Genomic DNA, 22,488 nt, shown 5'->3' with positions numbered 1-22,488 from the left:
CAACTGGTCCGGCCCCGGCCTGACCCTCCTGGAAACTGCATGAAGATTCTTCTGTTGAACGACGAGTTCTATACCACCGGCGCCAGCACGGCGATGTTGCGGCTGGCCGAGCGCCTGGTGCAGAACCACGAGGTGTCGGTGTTGCCACGCATCGATGGCCAGGGCGAGATCCGCAAGCAGTTCGAGGCGCTGGGCATCCCCATCGTCAAGGACCTGGCCGGCAATCCGGATGTGATCGTCTCCAACTGCATCCTGTCCGGTTCGCTGGTGGGGGAGCTGGCGCCGAAGTGTCCGGTGATCTGGTGGATCCACGAGGCCGAGATCGGCCGTGACCTGCTGCTGCGTTATCCGCAGATGGCGCAGGGGTTCAAGAGCGCCACCCACATCGTGTTCCAGACCGAGTTCCAGCGCATCGTCTATGGCAGCTTCCTGTTCGACAGTCCGGCGATGGTGCATGTGCTGCCGTTCTGGAACGACGCCATCTATCGCCAGCAGGACCTGGCACCCAAGCCCAAGGACAAGAAACGCATCGTCTGCATCGGCACCATCGAGCCGCGCAAGCGCATGGAAGACACCATCATGGCGGTCAACACCATGGACACGGCCGAGCGCAACGATATCGAATGCGTGTTCATCGGCAAGTACCTGCAGCTGGGTGACGGTCCGCGCAAGCTCTCCGAGGCCCTGCCGGAGCGTTATCGCTTCCTGGGCGAGTTGCCTAATGAAGAGACGCTGCGCTACCTGGCCTCGGCCGATGCCTATGTGCTGGCCAGTTCCAGCGAGTCGCAGCCGCTGACGATCTGGGAAGCCTTCGAGCTGAACGTGCCGGTCTGCCTGTCCGACCTGGATACCTATCGCCATATCGGCTTGAAGAGTGGCGTCAACGCCATGATGCATCCGGTGGGCAACATCGAGCTGCTGGCCTCGAACCTGCGCATGGCGCTCTACAACGACGAGGTGCGTCGCCGCATCACGCGCGCCGGCAAGAGTCTGTTGCTCAAGAATCTCACCAGCGAATGGTCGGAGCAGTTCGAGCGCCTCATCCTGCGTACGCAGACGATGGCCGAGATCCGCAAGCTGGGTTACTGAGGCAGGCGCGCCATGCCGGCATCGTCGCCGGCATGGGGAATGCAGATGCTGAAGCGGGGCCTGCCCGGGTCAGCTCAGGTTCTGGTAGAAGGCGATCTGGTTCTCGGAGAGGGTGCGCAGGTCTTCGTTGTTGAAGTAGCCGGCATACCATTGTGCCGTCAGTTCCAGGGCCGTATAGAGTTCCATCTTGGGGATCCAGTCCAGGCGCTGGCGCACCTTGGAAATATCCAGCCGCAATAAGGCCGCCTCATGCGGCGCATTGGCCTGCGGTTGCAGCTGCACCTCCAGCGGCGTCACATCGTTCTTCTGCAGCGAGTGGTTGAAGGTGGCGCACAGCTGGCTCACGGTCTGCAGGTCGGTATCGGCCGGCCCGAAATTCCATCCCTCGGCATACTTGCCACCCTGTTCAAAGAGCAGGCGACCGATCTGCAGGTAGCCCGACAGCGGCTCCAGCACGAACTGCCAGGGACGTACGGCATGGGGGTTGCGGATGCTGACCGGTTCGTCGCGTTCCCAGGCCCGGATGAAATCGGGGATCAGGCGATCCGGTGCGAAATCACCACCACCGATCACGTTGCCGGCGCGCACGCTGGCGATGCCGGTCTGGTTGTCGGGATTGCTGGCAAAGAAGGAGCGGCGATAAGCCGAGGTCACCAGTTCGGCGGCACCCTTGCTGCTGCTGTAGGGGTCGTGGCCGCCCATGGGGTCGTCCTCGCGGTAGCCCCACAGCCATTCACGATTCTCATAACACTTGTCGCTGGTGACGACCACTACCGAACGCACGCTGGGCGTGTTGCGTACCGCTTCGAGCAGGTGCACGGTGCCCATCACGTTGGTGGCATAGGTGTCGACCGGCGTCTGGTAGGAATCCCGCACCAGCGGCTGCGCTGCCAGGTGGAACACCACATCGGGCTGGACGGCGGCCACGGTTTCGGCCAGGTGTTTGGGATCGCGCACGTCACCCGTGGTGGTCTGCACGCAATTGTGCAGGCGCGCCAGGTGGAACAGGCTGGGATTGGTCGGTGCGGGCAGGGAATAGCCGCTGACCTTGGCGCCCATCATGTGCAGCCACAGCGTCAGCCAGCTCCCCTTGAAGCCGGTATGACCGGTGATGAAAACGCGCTTGTCGCGCCAAAAGTTAGCCATCAGGCAGCCTCTTACACGTATTGCTGAGAGTCGTTCGGGTGCAGAGGCGTGAAGTCGATGTTCCACGCGGATGGCGGGCGTCGGTGACGCCGTCAGCCTCCCTGTATTTTCCGTGTCGGGATCACGTTTCCCTGCGAAACCACGACTGCATGGTGATAATTGTTTTTCCCCGGGCAGTGATGCCTCGCGGCATCGGACTGCGATGGAGAGATTAAAACACGCGTGTTTTTGCCTTCAAGCGACGAAGAGGAGGGTATTTGTCGCCCAATCCGGGACTATAGCCGTATGACAACAAATATTTACTTTTGAGGCGAGACGATCAGGCTTGCCAGGAAGGCGAAAGCCGCCCTGAGAGCGGCTTTCGGAGCGGCGGGATGAAACGGGGTGTCTCGTCAGTCTAAGACTGCGCTTCCCCGGTCTGCGCAGGTCAGAGCAGGTTGATCACCGATTGCGACTGGTCGAGCTTGTCGTCGCGGTCAAACAGGGTGTCACCGCTGGCTTCCTTGCCCTGGCCCGGCTTGAACTGGGCGAAGTCGAACAGCGAGCGGTCCAGCATGTGAGAAGGCGTGATGTTGGCCATGGCCGTGAACATGCTCTTGATCCACAGGGGATGGTGCTTTTCCCACTCATTCAACATCTCGCGCATGGCCTGGCGCTGCAGGTTGGGTTGAGAGCCGCACAGGTTGCAGGGAATGATGGGGAATTCCATGGCCGCCGCGTACTTCTTGATATCGGCTTCGCGCACATAGGCCAGCGGACGGATCACCACGTTCTCGCCATCGTCGGCGATCAGCTTGGGCGGCATGGTCTTGATCTTGCCACCGTAGAACATGTTGAGCATGAAGGTATGCAGGATATCGTCGCGGTGGTGGCCCAGGGCGATCTTGGTCACGCCCATTTCCTTGGCCACCCGGTACAGGATGCCGCGACGCAGGCGCGAGCACAGCGAGCAGGTGGTCTTGCCGGGGGCGATCTTTTCCTTGACGATGCTGTAGGTATCTTCCTCGACGATGCGGTAGGGGATGCCGATGCGCTCGAAGTACTGCGGCAGCACGTGCTCGGGGAAGCCCGGTTGCTTCTGGTCCAGGTTGACGGCGATGATCTCGAACTTCACCGGGGCCACCGTCTGCAGGTAGCGCAGGGTGTCGAGCATGGTGTAGCTGTCGGCGCCGCCGGACATGCAGGCCATGATGACGTCGCCGTCCTTGATCATGTCGAAGTCGGCGATGGCGCGGCCGGTCAGGCGGCGGATGCTCTTTTCCAGCAGTTCGAAGCGACGCGAGCCGCGCACGGTCACTTCGTTGTGGCCGGGCTGGCCGGACGGGTCTTGCTGGTCCTGCGCATCAAGGCCAGCGAGGTCGGACAGCTGCACTGCGGCCGCAATGTCGTTCATGGAGCAATTCCTTCAATCGGTAGGGTGCGACGTTAGGACATCGCGATGCTGTTGCTGCCGGACGTGCAATGTTTCCACCAATCAATGGATTGGTCATCGGGCGACGTGCGGACGGAGGACCGGCATTTTCTCATGCAGCGCCGTTTTGTGCCATTTCCGTGCCATTTTCCTGTCACTTTCGCGGCTGTTGCCGGCAGCAGACGTCGCGCAATCGCCTCATAGCCCGCCTCATAGCCCGCCCCCGAGCTCGTGCCGGGTCCGTACCTGGCGGATCGCCGCGATCAGGAAATCGACGAAGGCCGCCACCGCCGGCGGCAGCTTGCGCCCGGCCATGGTCTGTACTTGCAGGGTACGCTGGTGCAGCTCACTCTCGGCCATGGCGACCAGCGCCATGCCATCTTCGTCGGCGCGTTCCTGCACCGTCAGGAAGCCGCCCAGTGCCACCGTATCGGGCGAGCGCGCGGTAAAGCGGTATACCGCGCCCAGCGAATGGCTGGTAAACACCGGTGCGAACAGCAGGCCGCGCATGCCGCAGGCGATGTCGAAGAGCTGTCGCACCGTGGAGCCTTCCTCGGGCAGCGCCAGCGGGTAGGGCGAGAGGTCGTTCAAGGCCAGCAGCTTGCGCGTGGCCAGCGGGTGGTCCTGTTTCATGAGGGCAAAGATCGGCCCCGATTCGCGATAGGCAATGGCCAGACCTTCCACCGGGCCCAGGCTGTAGGTGACCGAGATATCGGCCTCGCCATCGATGACCATCTGCGACGCCTTGGCCGCGCCCACCACATTGAGCTTGAACTGCATGCCTGGATATTGCTCGCGGAACTGCGCCATCACATTGGGCAGCAAGTCCCAGGCAAAGCCTTCCGAGCAGGCCAGCGTGACCACGCTCTGGCCGACCGCATTCAAGCCCTTGACCTCGGCCAGCACCTGTTCGACTTCCAGCAGGTTGCGCCGGGCGAAGGCCATGAGCACCTCGCCGGCCGGCGTCAAGACCATGCCGCGCGAGCGCCGTTCGAACAGCGGCACGCCGGTTTCTTCTTCCATCTTGGCGATCTGCCGGCTCACCGCCGAGACCGCCACATGCAGCCGTTCGGCCGCAGCGGTCAGCGAGCCGGTGCGGCCGACCTGGTAGAAATAGCGCAGCGAGGTACTTTGCATGGCCTGGTCCGGGAAGAGGGCGAATATTGATTTCTGTTTTAGGCAATCATAATCGTTCCTCATTGCAAAACAGGTCAAGGCCATCATGGTGCGAAGCAGCACAAACGCACGAAAATACGCGGATCAATAGTTGAACATGCACGATTATTGGGCTGGGAGTGGCTGGTGAACACAATAAAATGGTTTGCCAAAAATAGAATAAATCGTTTTAAAAATTGACATTGTTGGAAATGTCGCCGGCTCCTAGAATGGATTCCAATCGAGATCCAAGGAGCCTCTTCCATGACCCGCAGCACCGCCCTCGGCCTGGCCGCCGACTACTTCGATTCTGGCCGTTTCCTGCAGGACCTGCAGCGGCGAATCGCCATGCCGACCGAAAGCCAGAATGCCGACCGCGCCCCCGAGCTGGCGCGCTACCTGCAGGATGAAATCGCCCCGGCCCTGGCGGCGCTGGGCTTCGAGACGCGCCAGGTGGACAATCCCATCGCCGGTGCGCCGCCCCTGTTGCTGGCGCGTCGGATCGAGTCCGAGCAGGCCGTGACCGTGCTCATGTATGGCCATGGCGACGTGGTCAACGGCCAGGAAGGCCGCTGGCAGCAACAGCGCTCGCCGTGGGTGCTGGAGCAGGACGGCGAGCGCTGGTACGGACGTGGCGCAGCCGACAACAAGGGCCAGCACAGCATCAACCTGGGCGCCCTGGCGGCGGCCATCCAGGCCGCCGATGGCAAGCTGGGCTGCAATGTGAAAATCATTTTCGAGATGGGCGAGGAAGTCGGCTCCCCCGGTCTCTACGAGGCCTGCCGCGAACACGCCGACTACTTGGCGGCCGACCTGTTCCTGGCCTCGGACGGCCCGCGCCTGGCGGCATCCAGCCCGACGCTGTTCCTCGGTTCGCGCGGCGCGCTGCAATTCAAGCTGGTGCTGGACACCGGCAATGGCGCCCATCACGCCGGCAACTGGGGCGGCGTATTGCGTAATCCCGCCACGGTGCTGGCCAATGCGGCGGCCTCGCTGGTGGATGCGCGTGGCGTGATCCGCGTGCCGGGCTTGCGTCCGCGCCAGGTCAGCGAACGGGTGCGCGCGCTGGTGCGCGACTTCGCCGTGGGCAGCGACCCGGGAGATCCGGTACTCGACGCCAACTGGGGCGAGCCGGGCCTGAGCGCCGGCGAGCGCCTGTTTGCCTGGAATACGCTGGAGCTGATTGCCTTCGAGGCCGGCAACGCGCAACGCCCGGTCGGGGCCATCCCGGCACGCGCGCAGGCGGTGTTCCAGTTGCGCTTCGTGGTGGGCACGGTAGAGGACGAGGTGCAGTCCAGCCTGCGCCGGCATCTGGATGAACACGGGTTTGCCGACATCCAGATCGAGATCCAGGCGCAAGCCCCGGCCACCCGCCTGGACCCGGACGATGCCTGGGTCCGTCTGGCCACGGCCTCGATGCAGGAGAGCGCCGGCAAGCCGGTGACGATCCTGCCCAACCTGGGTGGCACCATTCCCAATCACTGCTTCTCGGAAGCCTTGAATCTGCCGACCCTGTGGGTGCCGCATTCCTATCCATCGTGCTCGCAGCATGCGCCGGACGAACATTTGCTCGGCCCGGTGGCACGCGAGGGTTTGCAACTGATGGCCGGGTTGCTGTGGGACATCGGCCGCCAGGGCAGGCAGGTGGCCGATCAGCGGGCGGCCCTCTAGTACGGCCTGGTCCGGCAAGGGTGCCGGGCCAGCGTTAATCTTGTCAGGATCGCATTCCTGGCGCGCATGCCACACCTTCCAACAGGAACAAGAACATGAACGCAGCGTCCCCATCGGCAGCACAGGAAGTTTCTTCGGCATCGCACAGCGAACCGGCCCCCATGTCGGCGGCCCGCATGCGCCGGCTGATCATCGCCTCCTCCATCGGCAATGCGCTGGAGTGGTTCGACTTCGTGGCCTACGGCTTCTTCGCCGTGACCATTTCCAAACTGTTCTTCCCGACCGGGGATGACACGGTGTCCCTGCTGGTGACCTTCGCCACCTTCGGCCTGTCCTACCTGTTCCGCCCGCTGGGCGCGATTCTGCTGGGCTGGTATGGCGACAAGGTGGGGCGCAAGCCGGCGCTGCTGATGTCGCTCTCGATGACGGTGGTCGGTACCCTGATCTGTACCGTGATCCCCACCTATGCCTCCATCGGGGTGGCCGCGCCCATCGGCATCCTGGTGGCGCGCATCCTGCTGGCGCTGTCGGCCGGTGGCGAGTTCGGCTCGGCCACCGCCTTGCTGACCGAGACCGGTTCCAAGCGCCGCGCCTTCATGGCCAGCTGGCAATTCTCCAGCCAGGGCGCTGCCGCCCTGATGGCCGCGCTGGCCGGCTTCCTGCTCAACCTGTGGCTCACGCCCGAGCAGATCGCTTCCTGGGGCTGGCGCCTGCCGTTCGCCTTCGGCTTGCTGATCGCGCCGGTGGGCCTGTATATCCGCCGGCATATCGATGAAGTGCCGATGGCGAAGAAGGCACAGGCCATCGGTGTGGATGAGGCCTCCTGGGGGCTGCAGGTCACCCGCGTGCTGGTGGCCATGGGCATCCTGTCGGTCTCCACGGCCGCGACCTACCTGATGCTGCTGTACATGCCGACCTTTGCCATCAAGCAATTGCACCTGCCGCAATCGACCGCCTTTGCCGCCGCCGCCGTGACCGGTGCCATCCTGATGGTGGGCGCGCCCTTCATGGGCATGCTGGCCGACCGTTATGGCCGCACCCGCATCATGGTGATCTCCACCGTCCTGACGCTGGCCACCATCTACTACTCCTTCGTCTGGGTCATCGGCTCGCCCAGCGTGTGGGTGATGATGGCCATCATGATCTGGGCCGGCATCCTCAAGGCGGTCTACTTCGGTTCGCTGGGCGTGGTGCTGTCCTCGATCTTCCCGCCGGCCACCCGGGTGCGCGGCATGGGCATCAGCTACAGCCTGGGCGCCACCGTCTTCGGCGGCTTCACGCCCTTCATGGTGACCTGGCTGGTGGGCAAGACCGGCAACCCGGTCTCGCCCAGCTTCTACCTGATGGCCTGTGCGGCGATCAGCCTGGTGTGCGTGGCGATCTACCACTTCCGGCTGAAAAAATACCTGTAAGGCGCAGGTGGCGCGGGAATTTTTTCCCGTGCCGCGCTAACATGGCGGTCTGGCCGCTGAATTCACCGGCAACCGCTTTACTCCAATCGACGAGGTCCTCATGTTTTCGCATCTCCCGCCGTATGCAGGCGACCCCATCCTGAGCCTGATGGAACAGTTCCAGCGCGATGAGCGCGCCAACAAGGTCAACCTGAGCATCGGCATCTATACCGATGGCCGTGGCGCCGTACCGGTGCTGCCCTCGGTGCGTACCGCATCGGCCGCCGTGGCCGAGGCTGGCGCGCCCTACGTCTACCTGCCCATGGAAGGCCATGGTGCCTATCGCAAGGCGGTGGCGAAGCTGCTCTTCGGCGCCGACCTGCCCTCCGACGATCACCTGGCCATCGTCCAGACCCTGGGTGGCTCGGGCGCGCTGAAGGTGGGCGCGGACCTGATCGCCCGTTTCTTCCCGCAACCGACCATCTGGCTGCCGGACCCAACCTGGGACAACCACATCGGCATCTTCGAAGGCGCCGGCTTCAAGACCGAGCGTTATCCCTACTACGATGCCAAGACCAAGGGCCTGGACTTCGAAGGCATGCTGGCCAAGATCGACTCGCTGCCCAAGGGCGCGGTGGTGCTGCTGCACCCGTGCTGCCACAACCCGACCGGTGTCGATCCGACCCGCGCGCAGTGGGAGCAGATCGTCGACGTGATCGAGAAGCGCGGCCTGCTGCCCTTCTTCGACCTGGCCTACCAGGGCTTCGCCGAGAGCCTGGATGCGGATATCTGGCCGGTGCGCGAGTCGGTGCGTCGGCAGATTCCCTTCTTCCTCTCCAACTCCTTCTCCAAGATCTTCTCGCTCTACAGCGAGCGCATCGGTGCGCTGTCGGTGTTCTGCCCGCAAGCCGGCCAGGCCGCCAACGTGCTGGGCCAGCTGAAGCTGACCGTGCGTCGCAACTATTCCAGCCCGGCCCGCAACGGCGCGCTGCTGGTGGCGCATGTGCTGGGCGATGACAAGCTGGCCACGCAATGGCGTGCCGAAGTCGAGGAGATGCGTGTGCGCGTGCGCGACATGCGCGAGAAGCTGGCATCGCAATTGAAGAGCGCCGTGCCCGACCAGGACTTCTCCTTCCTGCTGCGCCAGAACGGCATGTTCGGCTATACCGGCCTGACCTCGGCCCAGGTGGATCGCCTGCGCGATGAGTTCGGCGTCTACGCCGTGGGCACCGGCCGCATCTGCGTGGCAGGCCTGAACGATGGCAACGTCGCACGGGTGGCCGAGACCATGGCCGAGGTGTTGCGTGGCTGAAGTGGCAAGCAAGGCCGTGCTTGCCACGGCCGACCTGCGCCACAAGGGCTATGAGGATGTGCTGGCCCTGATGGCCGGCACCCTCTTTGTCTCGCTGGGCGTGAACATGTATACCCATGTGGGCTTGCTCACCGGCAGCACCGCCGGCCTGGCCTTCCTGGCGCATTACCTCACGGGGCTGCCGTTTGGTGTGGTGTTCTTCACCATCAACATCCCGTTCTACTACTTTGCCTTCCGCCGCATGGGCCTGCGCTTCACCGGCAAGACCTTTTGCGCGGTGGCGCTGGTGTCGGGCTTTTCGCTGATGCATCCGCACTTCATCAGCTACGGCAAGCTCGATGTCTTCTACAGCGCCATCCTGGGTGGCCTGCTCATGGGCGTGGGCTTCGTGGTGCTGTTCCGCCATGGCGCCAGCCTGGGCGGCATCAATGTGGTGACGCTGTTCCTGCAGGACCGTTACGGCCTGCGCGCGGGCAAGCTGCAGATGGGCGTGGACGTGGTGATCGTGCTGTGCTCGCTGTTCGTGGTGACGCCCAAGATCCTGCTGGCCTCCATCATGGGGGCGGTGACGGCCAATCTCATCATCGCCCTTAATCACCGGGCGGGGCGGTACATGGGCATGTAAGTGCTGTCGTACTTTTTCCGCAAAAAAAACAGGCGTCACCTTATCGGGACGCCTGTTTTTTTATGCGGGGACGATTCAGCCTGCGGGCTTGATACGGAACGTCTCCACCCCCACCGATTCGCAATCCGGATAGACATCCGGCTTCTCGGTCGACACGCGTACCGCGCGCACCTTGGGATGGGCCAGCATGGCCGTCATCACGTCATCGCACAGGGTTTCCTGCAGGTGGATATGGCCGTGTGCCATGCGTGCGGCGATGGTGGAGCGGATGAAGTCGTAGTCCACCACTTCGTCGAGGTGGTCGGCGGTGGGCGTGGTCTCGGCCAGGGGCACGTAGATGTCGACGTTGATGAGGATGCGCTGCTCCCCCTTCTTTTCGAACTCGTGCACGCCGATGTTGATGAACACCTCGTAGTTGCGCAGGAACAGGCGGCGGCAATCTTGCAGGGAAGGATGGGACTGGAAGAGCATGATCAGATCAGTAAAGGTTATTTCGCCACGAACATGACGTCGCGCGAAAGGGGAAGCAAATGCTGGCCGCCATCGACCAGCAGGGTAGTGCCTGTCACGGCGCGGGCGGTGGCCACGTAGCAGACGGCGGCGGCGATGTCTTCGGGCGTGCTGCCACGGCCCAGCGGGGTCACCTGGTGCGCCTTTCCGAACTGTTCCTCGGTCTGCTCGCCCGACACCATGGTTAGTCCCGGCGCCACGCCCACCACCCGTACGCGCGGTGCCAGTGCCTGCGCCAGCAGCGTGGTGGCGCTGTGCAGTGCCGCCTTGGACAGCGTATAGGACAGGAAGTCGGGATTGGGATTGTACAGTTTCTGGTCCAGCAGGTTGACCACAACTGACTGTTCATCTTCCGGCGTGGCCTCGAAGAGGGCCTGCGCCAGCAACACCGGCGCACCGACATTGGCGCTCATGTGGCGCAGCAGGCGCTCGTTGCCGAAGCTGGCAGCGTCGTCGAAATCGAACAGCGAAGCATTGTTGACCACGCAGGAAACCCGCCCCAGCGGCGCCGCCTGGGCCAGCAGGCCACGCACCTGGGCCTCGTCGCCCAGCTCGGCGCTGACCGCCAGGGCGCGTCGGCCCAGGGCCTCGATCTCGCGCACCAGCGTCTGGGCTTCCTCGCGGGAGCGGTGATAGTGGACGGCCACGTCCCAGCCGGCCTGTGCCAGGGCCAGGGCGATGTGACGACCGATACGGCGGGCCGCGCCGGTGACCAGCGCGACGCCTGCAGAAGAGGGAGATGCCATGTCCTTGGTTTCCAATACAATACGGCCCATGCAACTGCAACTACCCGAACCAGGCGCCGACGCACAGCTGGCGTCACATACCCTCCAGCAACTGATTGCCGGCGAGATCGCTGCCGCCGGCGGCTGGATCACTTTCGAACGTTACATGGAACTGGCGCTGTATGCGCCGCAAGTCGGCTACTACAGCGGTGGTTCGGCCAAACTGGGCAAAGATGGGGATTTTACAACCGCCCCGGAAATTTCGCCCCTGTTCGGCGCCACGCTGGCCCACCTGGCCGCCGAGGTGATCGCCGCCAGCCCGGCGGTGGAGAACGTCCTGCTGGAGTTCGGCGCCGGCACCGGCAAGCTCGCGCGCGACATCCTCACCGAATTGCAGGCAGGCGGCCAGTTGCCGGTTCGATATTTCATTGTGGAAATCTCCGCCCAGTTGCGCGCAAGGCAACAGGAGACGCTGGCTGCCTTCGGTGATCTGGTCGAGTGGCTCGATACCCTGCCGGAGCGCTTCTCGGGCGTGGTGGTCGGCAACGAGGTGCTGGATGCCATGCCGGTGCGGCTGGCCGTGAAGGGCGCCGAGGGCTGGCTGGAGCGTGGCGTGATCTGCGACGCCAGCGGCCGCCTGCAGTTCGGGGACCGTGCCGTGGCCGACTTGCCGGTCGGGCAGATTCCCGATGCCGATACCTTGCCGCAAGGCTACCTGACCGAAGTGGCGCCGGTGGCCATCGCCTTCATGCGCACGCTGGCGCGCATGGTGGCCGCCGGGTCGGGCGCGGCGGTGATCCTTCCAGACTACGGATTCCCCGCGGCAGAATATTATTTGCAGGATCGCGACCAGGGTACGCTGATGTGCCACTACCGCCATCACGCCCACACTGATCCGTTCTACTGGCCGGGTTTGCAGGACCTGACCGCCCACGTCGATTTCACCGCCATGGCGGTGGCCGCCGTGGAAGAGGGCGCCGAAGTGCTGGCCTATACCAGCCAGGGCGCCTTCCTGCTCAATGCCGGCATCGGCGAGCTGCTGCTGCGCACCTCACCCGAGGATAGTGTGCGTTACCTGCCGTTGGCCAATGGCATGCAGAAGCTGATTTCGCCGGCCGAGATGGGTGAGCTGTTCAAGGTGCTGGCCATCGGCAAGAATGTCGAATGGCCGCAGCGCATGCTGCGCCACGACCGTACCCACAGGCTATGAGGAGCATCGCGTGATACGCTGGATCGTCGTCATCTTCCTGGCCGTGATCGTCTTTTCCACGCTCTTGCCCTGGCTGGAGAAACTGGGCATCGGCCGCCTGCCGGGCGACTTGCGCTTCCGCCTGTTCGGCCGCATCTATTCCCTGCCGTTCGCCTCGACCATCCTGATTTCGGTGGTGGTCTTCCTGCTGGCGAAGATACTCTGAGAAGGACCAAGCGAGATGCGCGTATTGCTGGTGGAAGATGATCCCATGGTCGGCGAGGCGGTGCGCAAGGGTTTGCGCCAGGACGGCTTCGCCATCGACTGGGTACAGGACGGCAAGTCGGCCGACGTGGCCTTGCGCACCGAAGACTATGCCATGATGCTGCTGGACCTTGGCCTGCCGCACAAGGATGGGCTGGCGGTCCTGCGCACGCTGCGCGAGCGCGGCAACAGCATTCCGGTGCTGATCACCACGGCGCGCGATGCCGTGGCCGACCGCGTGGCCGGGCTCGATGCGGGGGCGGACGACTATCTCATCAAGCCCTTTGACCTGGAAGAACTGTCGGCGCGCATGCGTGCCCTGTCGCGCCGCCAGGCCGGCCGCGCCGAGAGCCTGGTGCAGGTGCGCGAGGTGGTGTTGAATCCCGCCACCCACGAGGTCACCGTGGGCGGCAAGCCGGTCAACCTGTCGGCGCGCGAATTCGCGCTGCTGCACGCCTTCATGGACCGGCCCGGTGTGGTGCTCTCGCGCGCCCAGCTGGAAGAAAAGCTCTACGGTTGGGACGACAGCATCGAAAGCAATGCCGTCGAAGTGCATATCCATGCCCTGCGCAAGAAGGTCGGCAGCGACTTCATCAAGAACGTGCGCGGCGTGGGCTACCTGGTGCCGGCATGAATTCGGTCCGTAACAAGCTGCTGCTGTGGCTGGGCCTGGGGCTGTTCTCCATCATCCTGCTGGCCGGGGTGGCGCTGTACTTCCAGGCGCGCGGCGAGGCCAACCAGATCTTCGACTACCAGATGCGCCAGATCGCGGCGTCGCTGCCGCGCCAGGCTTTCTCGCCGATCTCGCCGGGGCAGCAGTTCCCCGAGCTGGAAGACGAGATCATGATGCAGATCTGGGACAGTCGCGGTACCGTCATCTATCACTCCCACGCACGTGGCGCCATGCCGCGCCAGGCCGAGCTGGGCTTTGCCAATGTGCGCGGACCCAATGGCATGTGGCGCGTCTACAGCGCCCAGATCGGCAATACCGTGGTGCAGGTGGCGCAGCCGCAAAGCGCGCGCGACGAGATCGCGGCGCAGATGGCGGTCAAGACGGTGGGACCCTTGCTGCTGCTGTTCCCGCTCATCGGCGTACTGGCCTGGGTGGCGGTCAGCCGGGGACTGGCGCCGGTGCGCCGGGCCGCCGCCGAGGTGGCCGCGCGCGACATGAATTCGCTGCAGCCGCTGGCCGATGTGGGCATGCCGCAAGAGATCCAGCCGCTGACCCATGCCATGAACGACTTGCTTGCACGCTTGAAGCATTCCACCGAAACCCAGCGCGCCTTCGTCGCCGATGCGGCCCATGAGTTGCGTACTCCGCTGACGGCGCTGCGCCTGCAGGCGCAGCTGGCCGAGCGCGCGGTTGAGGAGGACGAGCGTCGCGCCGCCTTCGCCGATCTCAAGAATGGCCTGGAGCGCGCGACACACCTGGTGCATCAGCTGCTGACACTGGCGCGCCAGGAACCCGACGCGCTGAGCTTCACCGCCGTCGACCTGCGCGCCCTCCTGGGGAGTGTGGTGGGAGACCTGCTGTCGGTGGCCGAGCATGGTGGCATCGACCTGGGCCTGTCGGAGGCACAGGGCGAGGAGCACAGCAATGAAGGACCGTTGTGGGTACAGGGCAATCCGGATGCCCTGCGCATCCTCTTCAACAACCTGGTGGACAATGCGCTGCGCTATACGCCCGCAGGCGGCGTGGTCGATGTGGGATTTGATTTATCCACAGCCGGATCTTGCACGGTGGTGATCCAGGACAGCGGACCGGGCATCGCCGAGAGCGAATTGCCGCGCGTGTTCGACCGTTTCTATCGCGGCCAGCGCGCCCACGAGCCGCAGGCTGGCCGGGGGGGATTCGGCAGCGGCCTGGGCCTGGCCATCGTGCGCCAGATCGCCGATCTGCACCGGGTGCCGGTGCAATTGCGCAATACCGGCCGGGGCCTGGAGGCGCGCGTCAGTTTCCCCCTGAGTACCAACCCGGCCGGATGACTTGTGTTATCCACAGAGGTTTTTCATCTTCTTTCCTACCTTAAGTTTGTCTTAATTTTCACTGCTTAATCTTCACTCCAACGGTTGAGACCAGCGAGGCGCGCAGAGGCGCGTCGGCGGTCCCGACCATCGGTATCCAGTTCGATCAAGGAGAAGAAGATGAGCCGTCGCATTGTATTTGTTCGTAACACTTTGGCCGTCATGATTGCCGCAGTGGTCGGCGGCAGCTATGTCTATTTTCGCGGTGCCGACTTGCCGTCGGCGCAGGCGGCCGCGATCAACACCCCGCTGGTGGCCTCCAACTCCGCGCCCGCAGCCCCGGCCGGACCGGTGGTGGCGGCGGCGACCGACTTCTCGGGCATCGTCGAGCGCGCCGGTCCGGCCGTGGTCAACATCAGTGTCACCGGCAAGGTGCGCAAGGTGGCCGATGACGACGGTGGCAACGGCAACGGACTCGATCCCAACGATCCCTTCTACGAATTCTTCAAGCACTTCGGCCCGCAATTGCAGATGCCGCAGCAGCCGCGTGTGATGCATGGCCTGGGTTCGGGCTTCATCATCTCGCAGGATGGCCTGATCCTGACCAACGCCCACGTGGTCGATGGCGCACAGGAAGTGGTGGTCAAGCTGACCGACCGTCGCGAGTTCAAGGCCAAGGTGCTGGGTATCGACAAGCAGAGCGACATTGCCGTCATCCGCATCGATGCCAAGAACCTGCCAACGGTGCAGATCGGTGACCCCACCCGTGTGAAGGTCGGTGAGCCGGTGCTGGCCATCGGTTCGCCCTACGGTTTCGATAACACCGCCACCGCCGGCATCATCAGCGCCAAGTCGCGCAGCCTGCCGGATGACAACTACGTGCCGTTCATCCAGACCGATGTGGCCGTCAATCCGGGCAACTCCGGTGGCCCGCTGTTCAACCTGCGTGGCGAGGTGATCGGCATCAATTCGCAGATCTACAGCCAGACTGGCGGCTTCCAGGGCTTGTCGTTCTCCATCCCCATCGACGTGGCCATGAAGGTGGAGCAGCAACTGGTCCAGCATGGCAAGGTGACCCGGGGTCGCCTGGGTGTGTCGGTGCAGGATCTGAACCAGGCGCTGTCGGATTCCTTCGGCCTGAAGAAGGCGCAGGGCGCGCTGGTGAGTTCGGTGGAGAAGGGCAGTCCGGCCGACAAGGCGGGCGTGCAGCCGGGCGATGTGATCCTGAGCTTCAATGGTCATGAGATCGATCATTCGGTGGACCTGCCCACGCTGGTGGCCGATACCGCACCCGGCAGCAACAAGCCGCTGGAGGTAATGCGTGCCGGCAAGGTGCGTACCCTCAACGTGACGGTGGGCGAGATGAAGCAGGCCAGCAACGAGGCGCCGGCCAGCAAGGCCGAGAAGCAGGGCCGTCTGGGCCTGGCGGTGCGTCCGCTGGAGAAGGATGAACAGAAGCAGCTGGGTGGCCAGAACGGCTTGCTGGTGGAAGACGCCAGCGGCCCGGCAGCAGTGGCCGGCATCCAGAGTGGCGACGTCATCCTGGCCTTGAATGGTACGCCGGTGACCAGCGTGGCCCAGTTGCGCAAGCTGGCCACCGAGGCGGGCAAGAACGTGGCCCTGCTGGTGGAGCGCGGTGACGAGAAGATCTTCGTGCCGCTGGCCCTGAATTGATCTAAATGATCTAAACGATTTAAATGGTTTGTTGTTGCAGTGGGTAGTACCGGTAGCAGTGCGTAGTGATGAGTAGTTGGAACTTGTAGTGAGTAGCCTGTAGTACGTGGTAACAAGCAGTGAGGGATTGGCCGGACATGCGCGAGCGTGTCCGGCCCTTTTTTTATTGGGCCGATGGCGGCGGTGGCGGTTCGCCACGCCACTGGTCGTGGGCATGGTCGCGTTCCATGGCGGCGCGGTCGCCGGCGAACATGGCCTGCAATTCCTCGCGCGCCTGGACGGCCATCGAGACCATCTGCGCCTGGTTCTTGTAGTGCGGGTAGAGCGTTTCCAGGGTCTTGAGGTTGTGGGCGCGGAATTTCATCGCCGCCTCGCGCGCGCGGAAGGCGCCGAAGTCCAGCTGCTCCAGCACCTGACGGCCCATGTGCAGGGCGCTCTCGAAGGTCTCGCGTTCCAGCACCGTCACGCCCCGATCCATGAGGTCGTAGTAGTGGGTGACGTTGCGTGCCCGCGCGGCGATCTGCAGGTGCGGGAATTCCTCGCGCACCTTGTCCACCATCTCCAGCGCGGCCTGGGCATCGTCGATGGCGATCACCAGTACACGCGCACGGGCAGCACCGGCGGTGCGCAGCAGGTCGATGCGGGTGGCGTCGCCGTAGAACACCTTGAAACCGAACTTGCGCAGGAAGTCGATCTGGTCCGGGTCATGATCCAGCACGGTGGCGCCGATGTCATTGGCTGCCAGCAGGCGCCCGACGATCTGGCCGAAGCGGCCGAAGCCGGCGATGATGACTTCATGGTCCTGCGGGCCGATCTTGTCTTCCGGGCGGCGGTTGCCGCCTTCCAGCCAGCGCACCAGCAGGCGGTCATGCACCAGCAGCAGCAGGGGCGTGACCAGCATCGACAGGGCCACGACCACCACCAGCAGCGACGAAGTCTCTGGCGTCAGCACCTTGGCCGTGACGGCCGCGCCGAAGACGATGAAGGCAAACTCGCCACCCTGCGAGAGCAGGAAGGCGAAGAACAATTGCTGTCCGCGCGGGATGCCGAAGCAGCGTCCGAGCAGCCACATCACAAAGGTCTTGATGGCCAGGAATCCCGCGACCAGGCCGATGATGCGCCAGGGTTGCGCGAGGAATACGCCGAAGTCCACCGACATGCCCACGGCGATGAAGAACAGGCCCAGCAGCAGGCCCTTGAAGGGCTCCAGGTCGCTCTCCAGGGCGTGGCGGTATTCGGAGTCGGCCAGCAGCACCCCGGCCAGGAAAGTGCCCAGCGCCATGGACATGCCCACCGATTGCATCAGCAGGCAGGTGGCGATCACCAGCAGCAGGGCAAAGGCGGTGAAGATCTCGCGCATGTCGGTCTTGGCGATGATGCGCAGGATGGGGCGGATCAGCACCCGGCCACCGAGGATGAGCAAGGCGATCACCAGCACCACCTGGCCCGCATGCAGCCAGCCCTGGCCACTGCCCTGGGTGGCGGCCACGCCCAGCAGCGGCACCGCGGCCATCATGGGAATGGCGGCGATATCCTGGAACAGCAGGATAGAGAAGGCCGCCGAGCCGGCCGGGGTAGCGGTGAGCTTGCGCTCGCCCAGCGTGGCCAGGGCGATGGCGGTGGAGGACAGCGACATGCCGAGCGCGGCGATGAGGCCGATGCGCCAGGGCACCCCGACCACCAGCGCGGCGGCAAACAGGGCCAGCGACACCGCGGTGACCTGGATGCTGCCCCAGCCGAAGATGGAGCGGCGCAGTGCCCACAGGCGCTTGGGATCGAGTTCCAGACCGATCAGGAACAGCAGCAGCACCACGCCGAACTCGGAGAATTCGAGGATGTGCTTGACCTCGGTGATCAGGCGCAGACCCCAGGGGCCGATGACGATACCGGCCAGCAGGTAGCCCAGCACCGCACCCAGACCCAGGCGCTTGGCGATGGGGACGGCAGCCACGGCGGCCAGCAGGTAGACCAGGGCGATGAGGAGTTGTTCATCCATGGCGATTTCCAGTGGGGAGAGGGGAGGTCATGGGGGCAATCATGGGGGAGATGCGGTGATACGGGATCATGCCTGCAGGCCTTCCAGGTAGCGTTCGACATGCTGCTGGAACTCGACCGGGGGCACGTGATGGGCGCCATGCAGGATCAGCGGATCCTGCCACTGCATGCCGCACAGGCGCGCGGTCTGCTGGTAGGGCGGCAGGAAGTCGGCGAAGGGGTGGCCATGGCGGCCGGTGCTGCTGTAGGCCGCCGCCTCGCCGCCGGTGGAGGCCACCAGCCACAGGCGCTTGCCCTGCAGGGCGTGGCCGTCGTGGCCGAAGGCCCAGCCTCGCGCCAGTACCTGTTCCAGCCAGAGTTGCTGCAGGGCCGGCATGCCGTACCAGTGGATGGGATGCTGCAGCACCACCAGCTCGGCCTCGGTCAGCAGTTGCTGCTCGCGGGCCACGTCGATGTGGAAATCCGGGTAGTGCTCGTAGAGGTCATGGATGAGCACGTCCGGCAGGCGCGCGGCGGCCTCCAGCATCAGGCGGTTGGTCCGCGAGAGCTCGGCGGCAGGATGGGCGTAGAGGATCAGGGCCTTGGGCATGAGGAGAGCACTGGGGCTGGACGGGTAGCGGCGGCTGGCAGATGAAATTGGCCGGAACATGCATGGCCTGGTTGTTGTCTGCCAGGATGAGGGAAAGGAGTTTGCCACGAAAGCAGCGCGCATGGCTTGTATGAAACTGCTTGCCGCTGCCCTGGTCGATCTCCCTGACGGCTGCCCCGTGGGTGCCCAAAGCCGGGTAATGCGCTTATACTCAGCCACTCCCCGGGTTCTCCGTCGCACCATCGCACCCGGCTCTTGCAGCCCTGGTCGGTGACGCTCGCCGTAGTACATCCATCTTGATTACAGATTGCAGCCATGTCCGACATCCAAGACTCCGAAGCCAACCTGCCCCCTGAACGCACCCCGGCGCAGCCCGCCAATCCGGTGAAGCCCGCCGCTGCCGCTACAACCGCCAGCACTCCCGCCACAGGTGCTGATGCCAGCGGCGCCACCGCTGCCACCGCCGCTGCACAGGCGCCTGCCGCCGAGCCCGTGACCGCTGCTGCGGCTGCCGGCACGACGGCAGCACCGCCCCAGCCCGGGCCGGCCGCCCAGCCTCCGGGCAGTGGCTATTCGACGCTGCCGCCGCCGCCGCACCATGCAGGCGATGCACCCTGGGCCCAGACCTGGCGCTTCCTGGCGGCACGCCTGCGACAGCTGTCGGACAAGGCCGGCCGCCGCGTCATGCAGCGCACCTTGAAAATCGGTGTTTCGGCCCGCATCTTCCACCCTGAGTCCGGTTCCAAGGGCTTGCGCAGCAAGACCCTGCAATACCTGGAAGAGTCGATCGCGCAATGGGTGATGTCGCGCGATGTGCTGGTGTTCATGATCCCGACCGTCAATACCAATGGCCTGGTCCACCCCAGCAATATCCGCCTGCGCGACTATGCCAAGCATCTGGATGGGCTGGTGCTGCAGGGTGGGGCCGACGTCTCCCCGCAGAGCTATGCGCAGGCCGCGACCCGTCCCGAATGGAGCGGCGACCGCGTGCGCGACATGTACGAGCTGGAACTGCTGCATGAGTTCATCGAGGCCGGCAAGCCGGTGCTGGGTATCTGCCGTGGCTGCCAGCTGATCAATGTGGCCTTCGGCGGCACGCTCTACCAGGACATCGCCACCGATGTGCCTACCGCGATCCCGCACGTCAACGACCAGTACGACAGCAATACCCATGCGCTGCATTTCCCGCAGGGGTCGTCGCTGGCCAGCCTGGTCAAGACCGAGAACGCGTTGGTCAACTCCATCCACCACCAGGCGGTGCGTGATCTGGGGCGTGATCTGTCGGTGGAGGCAGTGTCCGGTCCCGACCAGATCGTCGAGGCCATCCGCTATCGCAAGGCCCCCTTCGTGATGGGCTTGCAATGGCACCCGGAATTCCACCGTGCCGGTGGTTCCGAACTGCTGGATTGCACACCCATCCTGGACAGTTTCTTGCGTTCCGCGCGCGAGACCCGCTTCTAGGCGAGGCCCTGTGGCCGGGCGCAGTCCCGGAACCTACACCGGATTGCGCCATCGAACCGGTTTTGCGCTGGCGCAAGCTTGCTGCAGGCAGCTACCCGCTGCGCGGCAGGCTCTGTAGAATCAAGCGTGTCCGCAGTGCAGCACGAGCGCACCGCGGCCATGGCAGGCAGACCTCTTGGTCTTTTCGTCTTTCCCCAATCGGCTAACAAGGAGAATCCAAATGCCACAATCCCCCGCACTGAAGACCGTCCGCAATGACATGAAGACCCTGGTCAAGGATGCCCAGGCATTGTTCGCCGAGGCTGCCGCCGCCACCGGCGAGAAGGCCGATGAGCTGCGCGCGCGTGGCCTGACCCTGCTGGAAGCCGCCGCCGAAGCCGCCCAGAGCGCGCAGGCCGCCGCCATCGAGAAGGGCAAGGAAGTCGCTGCCAAGACCGACGACTACGTCCACGAGAATCCGTGGCGCGCCGTGGCCATCTCGGCCGGCCTGGGCCTGCTGGTCGGCCTGGTCATCGGTCGCAGCAAGTAAGCGTCGCGCCGATGGCGACGCACCACAAGGACGGGCCGGCAGCGTCGGCCTCCCATGCGGCCCATCCGGGTTTGACGGCGGGCCTGCTGGGCCTGGCCAAGAACCTGCTGGGCCTGATCATCAGCCGTATCGAGCTGGCCTCGCTGGAGATGTCGGAGATTGGCGCCAACCTGGTGCGATTCGCCGTCATCTTCGTGCTGGCAGCGGTGGCGCTGTGGTTTGCCATCGCCTTCTGGTCGGTGCTGATCGTGCTGCTGGCCTGGGCCACCTGGGGCTGGAAGATCCTGGCCTTGCTGGGTTTCCTGTTCAGCGCGGCCACGGTGGGTCTGGTGTGGTATGCCCGCTCGGTGCTGCGACAGGGCAAGCTGTCCCTGCCGCAGACCATGTCGGAGCTGCGCCGGGACCGTGACGCGCTGCTGTGAGCGCTTTTTTGCGAGGATAGGCATGCAGACAGACCAAGACCAGGGCATGACCCACGAGGAGCGCAAGCGCAAGGTATTGGCGCAAGGCGCGCTGTACCGGCTGGGCGTGATGGAAGCGCGCGAGGTGGTGCGCGAGAGCCTGAGCGCGGAGTCGCTGGCCAAAGGAGCGCTGAGCCGTGTTGGTCACTTTGCCGCCTCGCTGGTGGGGGGCGGCAAGACGATGCAATCGATCAAGTCGATCGCCTCAGGCGGCCTGGGCGGCGTCAACCTGCAGTCGGTGACGCCGTTGCTGGTGACCGGTGCCTCGCTGCTGTCGCGTCGCTGGTTGCGCAAGCCCCTGCTGATGGGGGGCGTCATTGCCGCCGTCGGTGGCCTGGCGTATTACTTCAGCCAACGCGGCGCACCGGCCCAGGAGGATACTGATGCCTTGCAGGGGCCGCAGCAACCCGGATCGGGCGAGCACTGACGCATCCCCGCTCCCGGCAAGGGCATCCGGCAAGCCGGATGCCCTTGTCATTTTGGGGAAGCGCAACAGGAACATAATGGCCGCGATCAGCTCTGATCATCACCGGCCTCGGCAGGCCTGGACAACAACACTGAGAAGGCAAGAAAGGACGTGACATGAAGACTTTATCGATCGCAGCCATGGCCGGCGTACTGGCCATCACCGGCTGTGCCGACATGAGCCCGACCCAGCGTGGCACTGCCACCGGCGCGGGCATTGGCGCCGGCATCGGCGGTATCCTGGGCGCAGCCACCGGCGGTGGTGGTGGCGGCCGTGCGCTGGGAGGTGCAGCCATCGGTGGCGCCATCGGCGCGGTGGCCGGCAACATCTGGTCCAACCGCATGGAAAACCAGAAGCGCGCCATGGAGCAGGCCACCCAGGGCACCGGTGTGCAAGTCACGCAGACCGCCGACAACCGCCTCAAGCTGGAGATCCCCAGCGATATTTCCTTCGATACGGGGCGTGCCGACATCAAGCCAGAGATGCGTCCGGTACTGGACCGCTTTGCCGCCACGCTGGTCGAGAATCCGGGCACCACCGTCACCATCATCGGCCATACCGACAATACCGGCAGCGATGCCATCAACGATCCGCTGTCGATGCAGCGCGCGGCACGTACCCGCGACTACCTGAGCACGCGGGGCGTAGCGGCCAACCGCTTCAGCATCCAGGGACGTGGATCGCATGAACCGCTGCTGCCCAATACGTCGGACGCCAATCGCGCCAAGAACCGCCGCGTAGAAATCTTCGTTGCGGAGCAACAGACCAGTGCGCCCGCGCAGGCACCTGCTGGCTACAATCCGGCCGGTTACCCGCCGCCACCTCCGCCGCAGCGCTATTGATCGGCTGGTTGTCGTTGG

Annotated in this window: 22 protein-coding genes; 15 read left to right on the top strand and 7 right to left on the bottom strand. The window is 64.5% G+C overall.

All coding sequences use genetic code 11. The annotated features are described in order from the left end of the window. Positions 1–39 precede the first annotated feature (39 nt). Positions 40–1,089 (top strand): glycosyltransferase family 4 protein, encoded by a 1,050-nt coding sequence (locus ACIPHN_RS23625; RefSeq protein WP_400440996.1) that lies wholly within the window; start codon positions 40–42, stop codon positions 1,087–1,089. Between the two features lie 69 nt (positions 1,090–1,158). Here ACIPHN_RS23625 and rfbG read toward each other — a convergent pair whose 3' ends face one another. The 3 genes from rfbG to ACIPHN_RS23610 form a co-directional block, all read right to left on the bottom strand. After that, positions 1,159–2,235: a CDP-glucose 4,6-dehydratase gene (gene rfbG / locus ACIPHN_RS23620; protein ID WP_400440993.1), complete on the bottom strand. Its 1,077-nt coding sequence runs from the start codon at positions 2,233–2,235 to the stop codon at positions 1,159–1,161. Positions 2,236–2,662: 427 nt separating this feature from the next. Continuing rightward, entirely contained in the window at positions 2,663–3,628 is a 966-nt protein-coding gene (gene ttcA / locus ACIPHN_RS23615; RefSeq protein ID WP_400440990.1) for a tRNA 2-thiocytidine(32) synthetase TtcA, read from the bottom strand. Positions 3,629–3,856: 228 nt separating this feature from the next. Next, on the bottom strand, positions 3,857–4,783 hold the full coding sequence (locus ACIPHN_RS23610) for a LysR family transcriptional regulator (protein WP_400440987.1): 927 nt from the start codon (positions 4,781–4,783) through the stop codon (positions 3,857–3,859). A gap of 282 nt (positions 4,784–5,065) precedes the next feature. Here ACIPHN_RS23610 and ACIPHN_RS23605 point away from each other — a divergent pair, with 282 nt between their 5' ends. The 4 genes from ACIPHN_RS23605 (at position 5,066) to ACIPHN_RS23590 (ending at position 9,800) form a co-directional block, all read left to right on the top strand. Next, positions 5,066–6,472, top strand: coding sequence for a M20 family metallopeptidase (locus ACIPHN_RS23605; protein WP_400440985.1), 1,407 nt, complete (start codon positions 5,066–5,068; stop codon positions 6,470–6,472). A 95-nt stretch (positions 6,473–6,567) separates the two neighbouring features. Continuing rightward, positions 6,568–7,884, top strand: coding sequence for an MFS transporter (locus tag ACIPHN_RS23600; RefSeq protein WP_400440982.1), 1,317 nt, complete (start codon positions 6,568–6,570; stop codon positions 7,882–7,884). Between the two features lie 100 nt (positions 7,885–7,984). Continuing rightward, entirely contained in the window at positions 7,985–9,175 is a 1,191-nt protein-coding gene (locus tag ACIPHN_RS23595) for an aromatic amino acid transaminase (RefSeq protein WP_400440980.1), read from the top strand. Further along, positions 9,168–9,800 carry a YitT family protein gene (locus tag ACIPHN_RS23590; RefSeq protein ID WP_400440977.1) on the top strand — a complete coding sequence of 211 codons (633 nt, stop codon included), beginning with the start codon at positions 9,168–9,170 and terminating at the stop codon, positions 9,798–9,800. Before ACIPHN_RS23595 ends, ACIPHN_RS23590 begins: the two co-directional genes overlap by 8 nt. Before the next feature lie 75 nt (positions 9,801–9,875). On the opposite strand, the gene ACIPHN_RS23585 is transcribed toward ACIPHN_RS23590, so the two are convergent. Both ACIPHN_RS23585 and ACIPHN_RS23580 read right to left on the bottom strand, forming a co-directional pair. After that, complete coding sequence (locus ACIPHN_RS23585; protein WP_400440974.1) at positions 9,876–10,271, bottom strand: dihydroneopterin aldolase; 396 nt, start codon at positions 10,269–10,271, stop codon at positions 9,876–9,878. A 17-nt stretch (positions 10,272–10,288) separates the two neighbouring features. Then, positions 10,289–11,056, bottom strand: coding sequence for an SDR family oxidoreductase (locus ACIPHN_RS23580; protein ID WP_400440972.1), 768 nt, complete (start codon positions 11,054–11,056; stop codon positions 10,289–10,291). Between the two features lie 28 nt (positions 11,057–11,084). Here ACIPHN_RS23580 and ACIPHN_RS23575 point away from each other — a divergent pair, with 28 nt between their 5' ends. The 5 genes from ACIPHN_RS23575 (at position 11,085) to ACIPHN_RS23555 (ending at position 16,127) form a co-directional block, all read left to right on the top strand. Further along, positions 11,085–12,245: a class I SAM-dependent methyltransferase gene (locus ACIPHN_RS23575; RefSeq protein ID WP_400440969.1), complete on the top strand. Its 1,161-nt coding sequence runs from the start codon at positions 11,085–11,087 to the stop codon at positions 12,243–12,245. Positions 12,246–12,255: 10 nt separating this feature from the next. Further along, positions 12,256–12,450 (top strand): DUF2905 domain-containing protein, encoded by a 195-nt coding sequence (locus ACIPHN_RS23570; protein WP_198984495.1) that lies wholly within the window; start codon positions 12,256–12,258, stop codon positions 12,448–12,450. 15 nt (positions 12,451–12,465) lie between these two features. After that, positions 12,466–13,122 (top strand): response regulator, encoded by a 657-nt coding sequence (locus ACIPHN_RS23565; RefSeq protein ID WP_400440966.1) that lies wholly within the window; start codon positions 12,466–12,468, stop codon positions 13,120–13,122. Next, positions 13,119–14,474, top strand: coding sequence for an ATP-binding protein (locus tag ACIPHN_RS23560; protein WP_400440964.1), 1,356 nt, complete (start codon positions 13,119–13,121; stop codon positions 14,472–14,474). The genes ACIPHN_RS23565 and ACIPHN_RS23560 overlap by 4 nt, the downstream gene beginning before the upstream one ends. Before the next feature lie 159 nt (positions 14,475–14,633). Next, on the top strand, positions 14,634–16,127 hold the full coding sequence (locus tag ACIPHN_RS23555) for a DegQ family serine endoprotease (RefSeq protein ID WP_400440961.1): 1,494 nt from the start codon (positions 14,634–14,636) through the stop codon (positions 16,125–16,127). Positions 16,128–16,290: 163 nt separating this feature from the next. Here ACIPHN_RS23555 and kefC read toward each other — a convergent pair whose 3' ends face one another. Further along, on the bottom strand, positions 16,291–18,123 hold the full coding sequence (gene kefC / locus ACIPHN_RS23550) for a glutathione-regulated potassium-efflux system protein KefC (protein WP_400440958.1): 1,833 nt from the start codon (positions 18,121–18,123) through the stop codon (positions 16,291–16,293). 66 nt (positions 18,124–18,189) lie between these two features. After that, on the bottom strand, positions 18,190–18,711 hold the full coding sequence (locus ACIPHN_RS23545; RefSeq protein WP_400440955.1) for an NAD(P)H-dependent oxidoreductase: 522 nt from the start codon (positions 18,709–18,711) through the stop codon (positions 18,190–18,192). A gap of 315 nt (positions 18,712–19,026) precedes the next feature. Between ACIPHN_RS23545 and ACIPHN_RS23540 the strand changes: the two genes are divergently transcribed. From ACIPHN_RS23540 to ACIPHN_RS23520, 5 genes are all read left to right on the top strand, one after another. Next, positions 19,027–20,172, top strand: a complete 1,146-nt coding sequence (locus ACIPHN_RS23540; protein WP_400440953.1) for a gamma-glutamyl-gamma-aminobutyrate hydrolase family protein — start codon at positions 19,027–19,029, stop codon at positions 20,170–20,172. 220 nt (positions 20,173–20,392) lie between these two features. Next, positions 20,393–20,701 (top strand): YqjD family protein, encoded by a 309-nt coding sequence (locus ACIPHN_RS23535; RefSeq protein ID WP_013236311.1) that lies wholly within the window; start codon positions 20,393–20,395, stop codon positions 20,699–20,701. A gap of 11 nt (positions 20,702–20,712) precedes the next feature. Beyond that, positions 20,713–21,123, top strand: coding sequence for a phage holin family protein (locus ACIPHN_RS23530; RefSeq protein ID WP_400440951.1), 411 nt, complete (start codon positions 20,713–20,715; stop codon positions 21,121–21,123). A 22-nt stretch (positions 21,124–21,145) separates the two neighbouring features. Then, positions 21,146–21,589, top strand: coding sequence for a hypothetical protein (locus ACIPHN_RS23525; RefSeq protein WP_400440949.1), 444 nt, complete (start codon positions 21,146–21,148; stop codon positions 21,587–21,589). A gap of 155 nt (positions 21,590–21,744) precedes the next feature. Next, positions 21,745–22,470: an OmpA family protein gene (locus ACIPHN_RS23520; protein WP_400440946.1), complete on the top strand. Its 726-nt coding sequence runs from the start codon at positions 21,745–21,747 to the stop codon at positions 22,468–22,470. The last annotated feature ends 18 nt before the right edge of the window (positions 22,471–22,488 follow it).

The sequence above is a fragment of the Herbaspirillum sp. NPDC087042 genome (assembly GCF_044745245.1).
Classification (GTDB): Bacteria; Pseudomonadota; Gammaproteobacteria; order Burkholderiales; family Burkholderiaceae_D; genus Herbaspirillum.
This window is presented reverse-complemented; position numbering and strand designations above follow the sequence as displayed.

Excerpts from the sequence above, each read along its gene's own strand:
- ACIPHN_RS23540 (WP_400440953.1), top strand. The coding sequence starts at position 19,027 with ATGTCCGACATCCAAGACTCCGAAGCCAACCTGCCCCCTGAACGCACC.
- ACIPHN_RS23555 (WP_400440961.1), top strand. The coding sequence starts at position 14,634 with ATGAGCCGTCGCATTGTATTTGTTCGTAACACTTTGGCCGTCATGATT.
- ACIPHN_RS23545 (WP_400440955.1), bottom strand. The coding sequence starts at position 18,711 with ATGCCCAAGGCCCTGATCCTCTACGCCCATCCTGCCGCCGAGCTCTCG.
- ACIPHN_RS23595 (WP_400440980.1), top strand. The coding sequence starts at position 7,985 with ATGTTTTCGCATCTCCCGCCGTATGCAGGCGACCCCATCCTGAGCCTG.
- ACIPHN_RS23605 (WP_400440985.1), top strand. The coding sequence starts at position 5,066 with ATGACCCGCAGCACCGCCCTCGGCCTGGCCGCCGACTACTTCGATTCT.
- ACIPHN_RS23600 (WP_400440982.1), top strand. The coding sequence starts at position 6,568 with ATGAACGCAGCGTCCCCATCGGCAGCACAGGAAGTTTCTTCGGCATCG.
- ACIPHN_RS23625 (WP_400440996.1), top strand. The coding sequence starts at position 40 with ATGAAGATTCTTCTGTTGAACGACGAGTTCTATACCACCGGCGCCAGC.
- ACIPHN_RS23565 (WP_400440966.1), top strand. The coding sequence starts at position 12,466 with ATGCGCGTATTGCTGGTGGAAGATGATCCCATGGTCGGCGAGGCGGTG.
- ACIPHN_RS23530 (WP_400440951.1), top strand. The coding sequence starts at position 20,713 with ATGGCGACGCACCACAAGGACGGGCCGGCAGCGTCGGCCTCCCATGCG.
- ACIPHN_RS23525 (WP_400440949.1), top strand. The coding sequence starts at position 21,146 with ATGCAGACAGACCAAGACCAGGGCATGACCCACGAGGAGCGCAAGCGC.
- ACIPHN_RS23560 (WP_400440964.1), top strand. The coding sequence starts at position 13,119 with ATGAATTCGGTCCGTAACAAGCTGCTGCTGTGGCTGGGCCTGGGGCTG.
- ACIPHN_RS23520 (WP_400440946.1), top strand. The coding sequence starts at position 21,745 with ATGAAGACTTTATCGATCGCAGCCATGGCCGGCGTACTGGCCATCACC.
- ACIPHN_RS23610 (WP_400440987.1), bottom strand. The coding sequence starts at position 4,783 with ATGCAAAGTACCTCGCTGCGCTATTTCTACCAGGTCGGCCGCACCGGC.
- kefC (WP_400440958.1), bottom strand. The coding sequence starts at position 18,123 with ATGGATGAACAACTCCTCATCGCCCTGGTCTACCTGCTGGCCGCCGTG.
- ttcA (WP_400440990.1), bottom strand. The coding sequence starts at position 3,628 with ATGAACGACATTGCGGCCGCAGTGCAGCTGTCCGACCTCGCTGGCCTT.
- ACIPHN_RS23580 (WP_400440972.1), bottom strand. The coding sequence starts at position 11,056 with ATGGCATCTCCCTCTTCTGCAGGCGTCGCGCTGGTCACCGGCGCGGCC.
- ACIPHN_RS23535 (WP_013236311.1), top strand. The coding sequence starts at position 20,393 with ATGCCACAATCCCCCGCACTGAAGACCGTCCGCAATGACATGAAGACC.
- ACIPHN_RS23575 (WP_400440969.1), top strand. The coding sequence starts at position 11,085 with ATGCAACTGCAACTACCCGAACCAGGCGCCGACGCACAGCTGGCGTCA.
- rfbG (WP_400440993.1), bottom strand. The coding sequence starts at position 2,235 with ATGGCTAACTTTTGGCGCGACAAGCGCGTTTTCATCACCGGTCATACC.
- ACIPHN_RS23585 (WP_400440974.1), bottom strand. The coding sequence starts at position 10,271 with ATGCTCTTCCAGTCCCATCCTTCCCTGCAAGATTGCCGCCGCCTGTTC.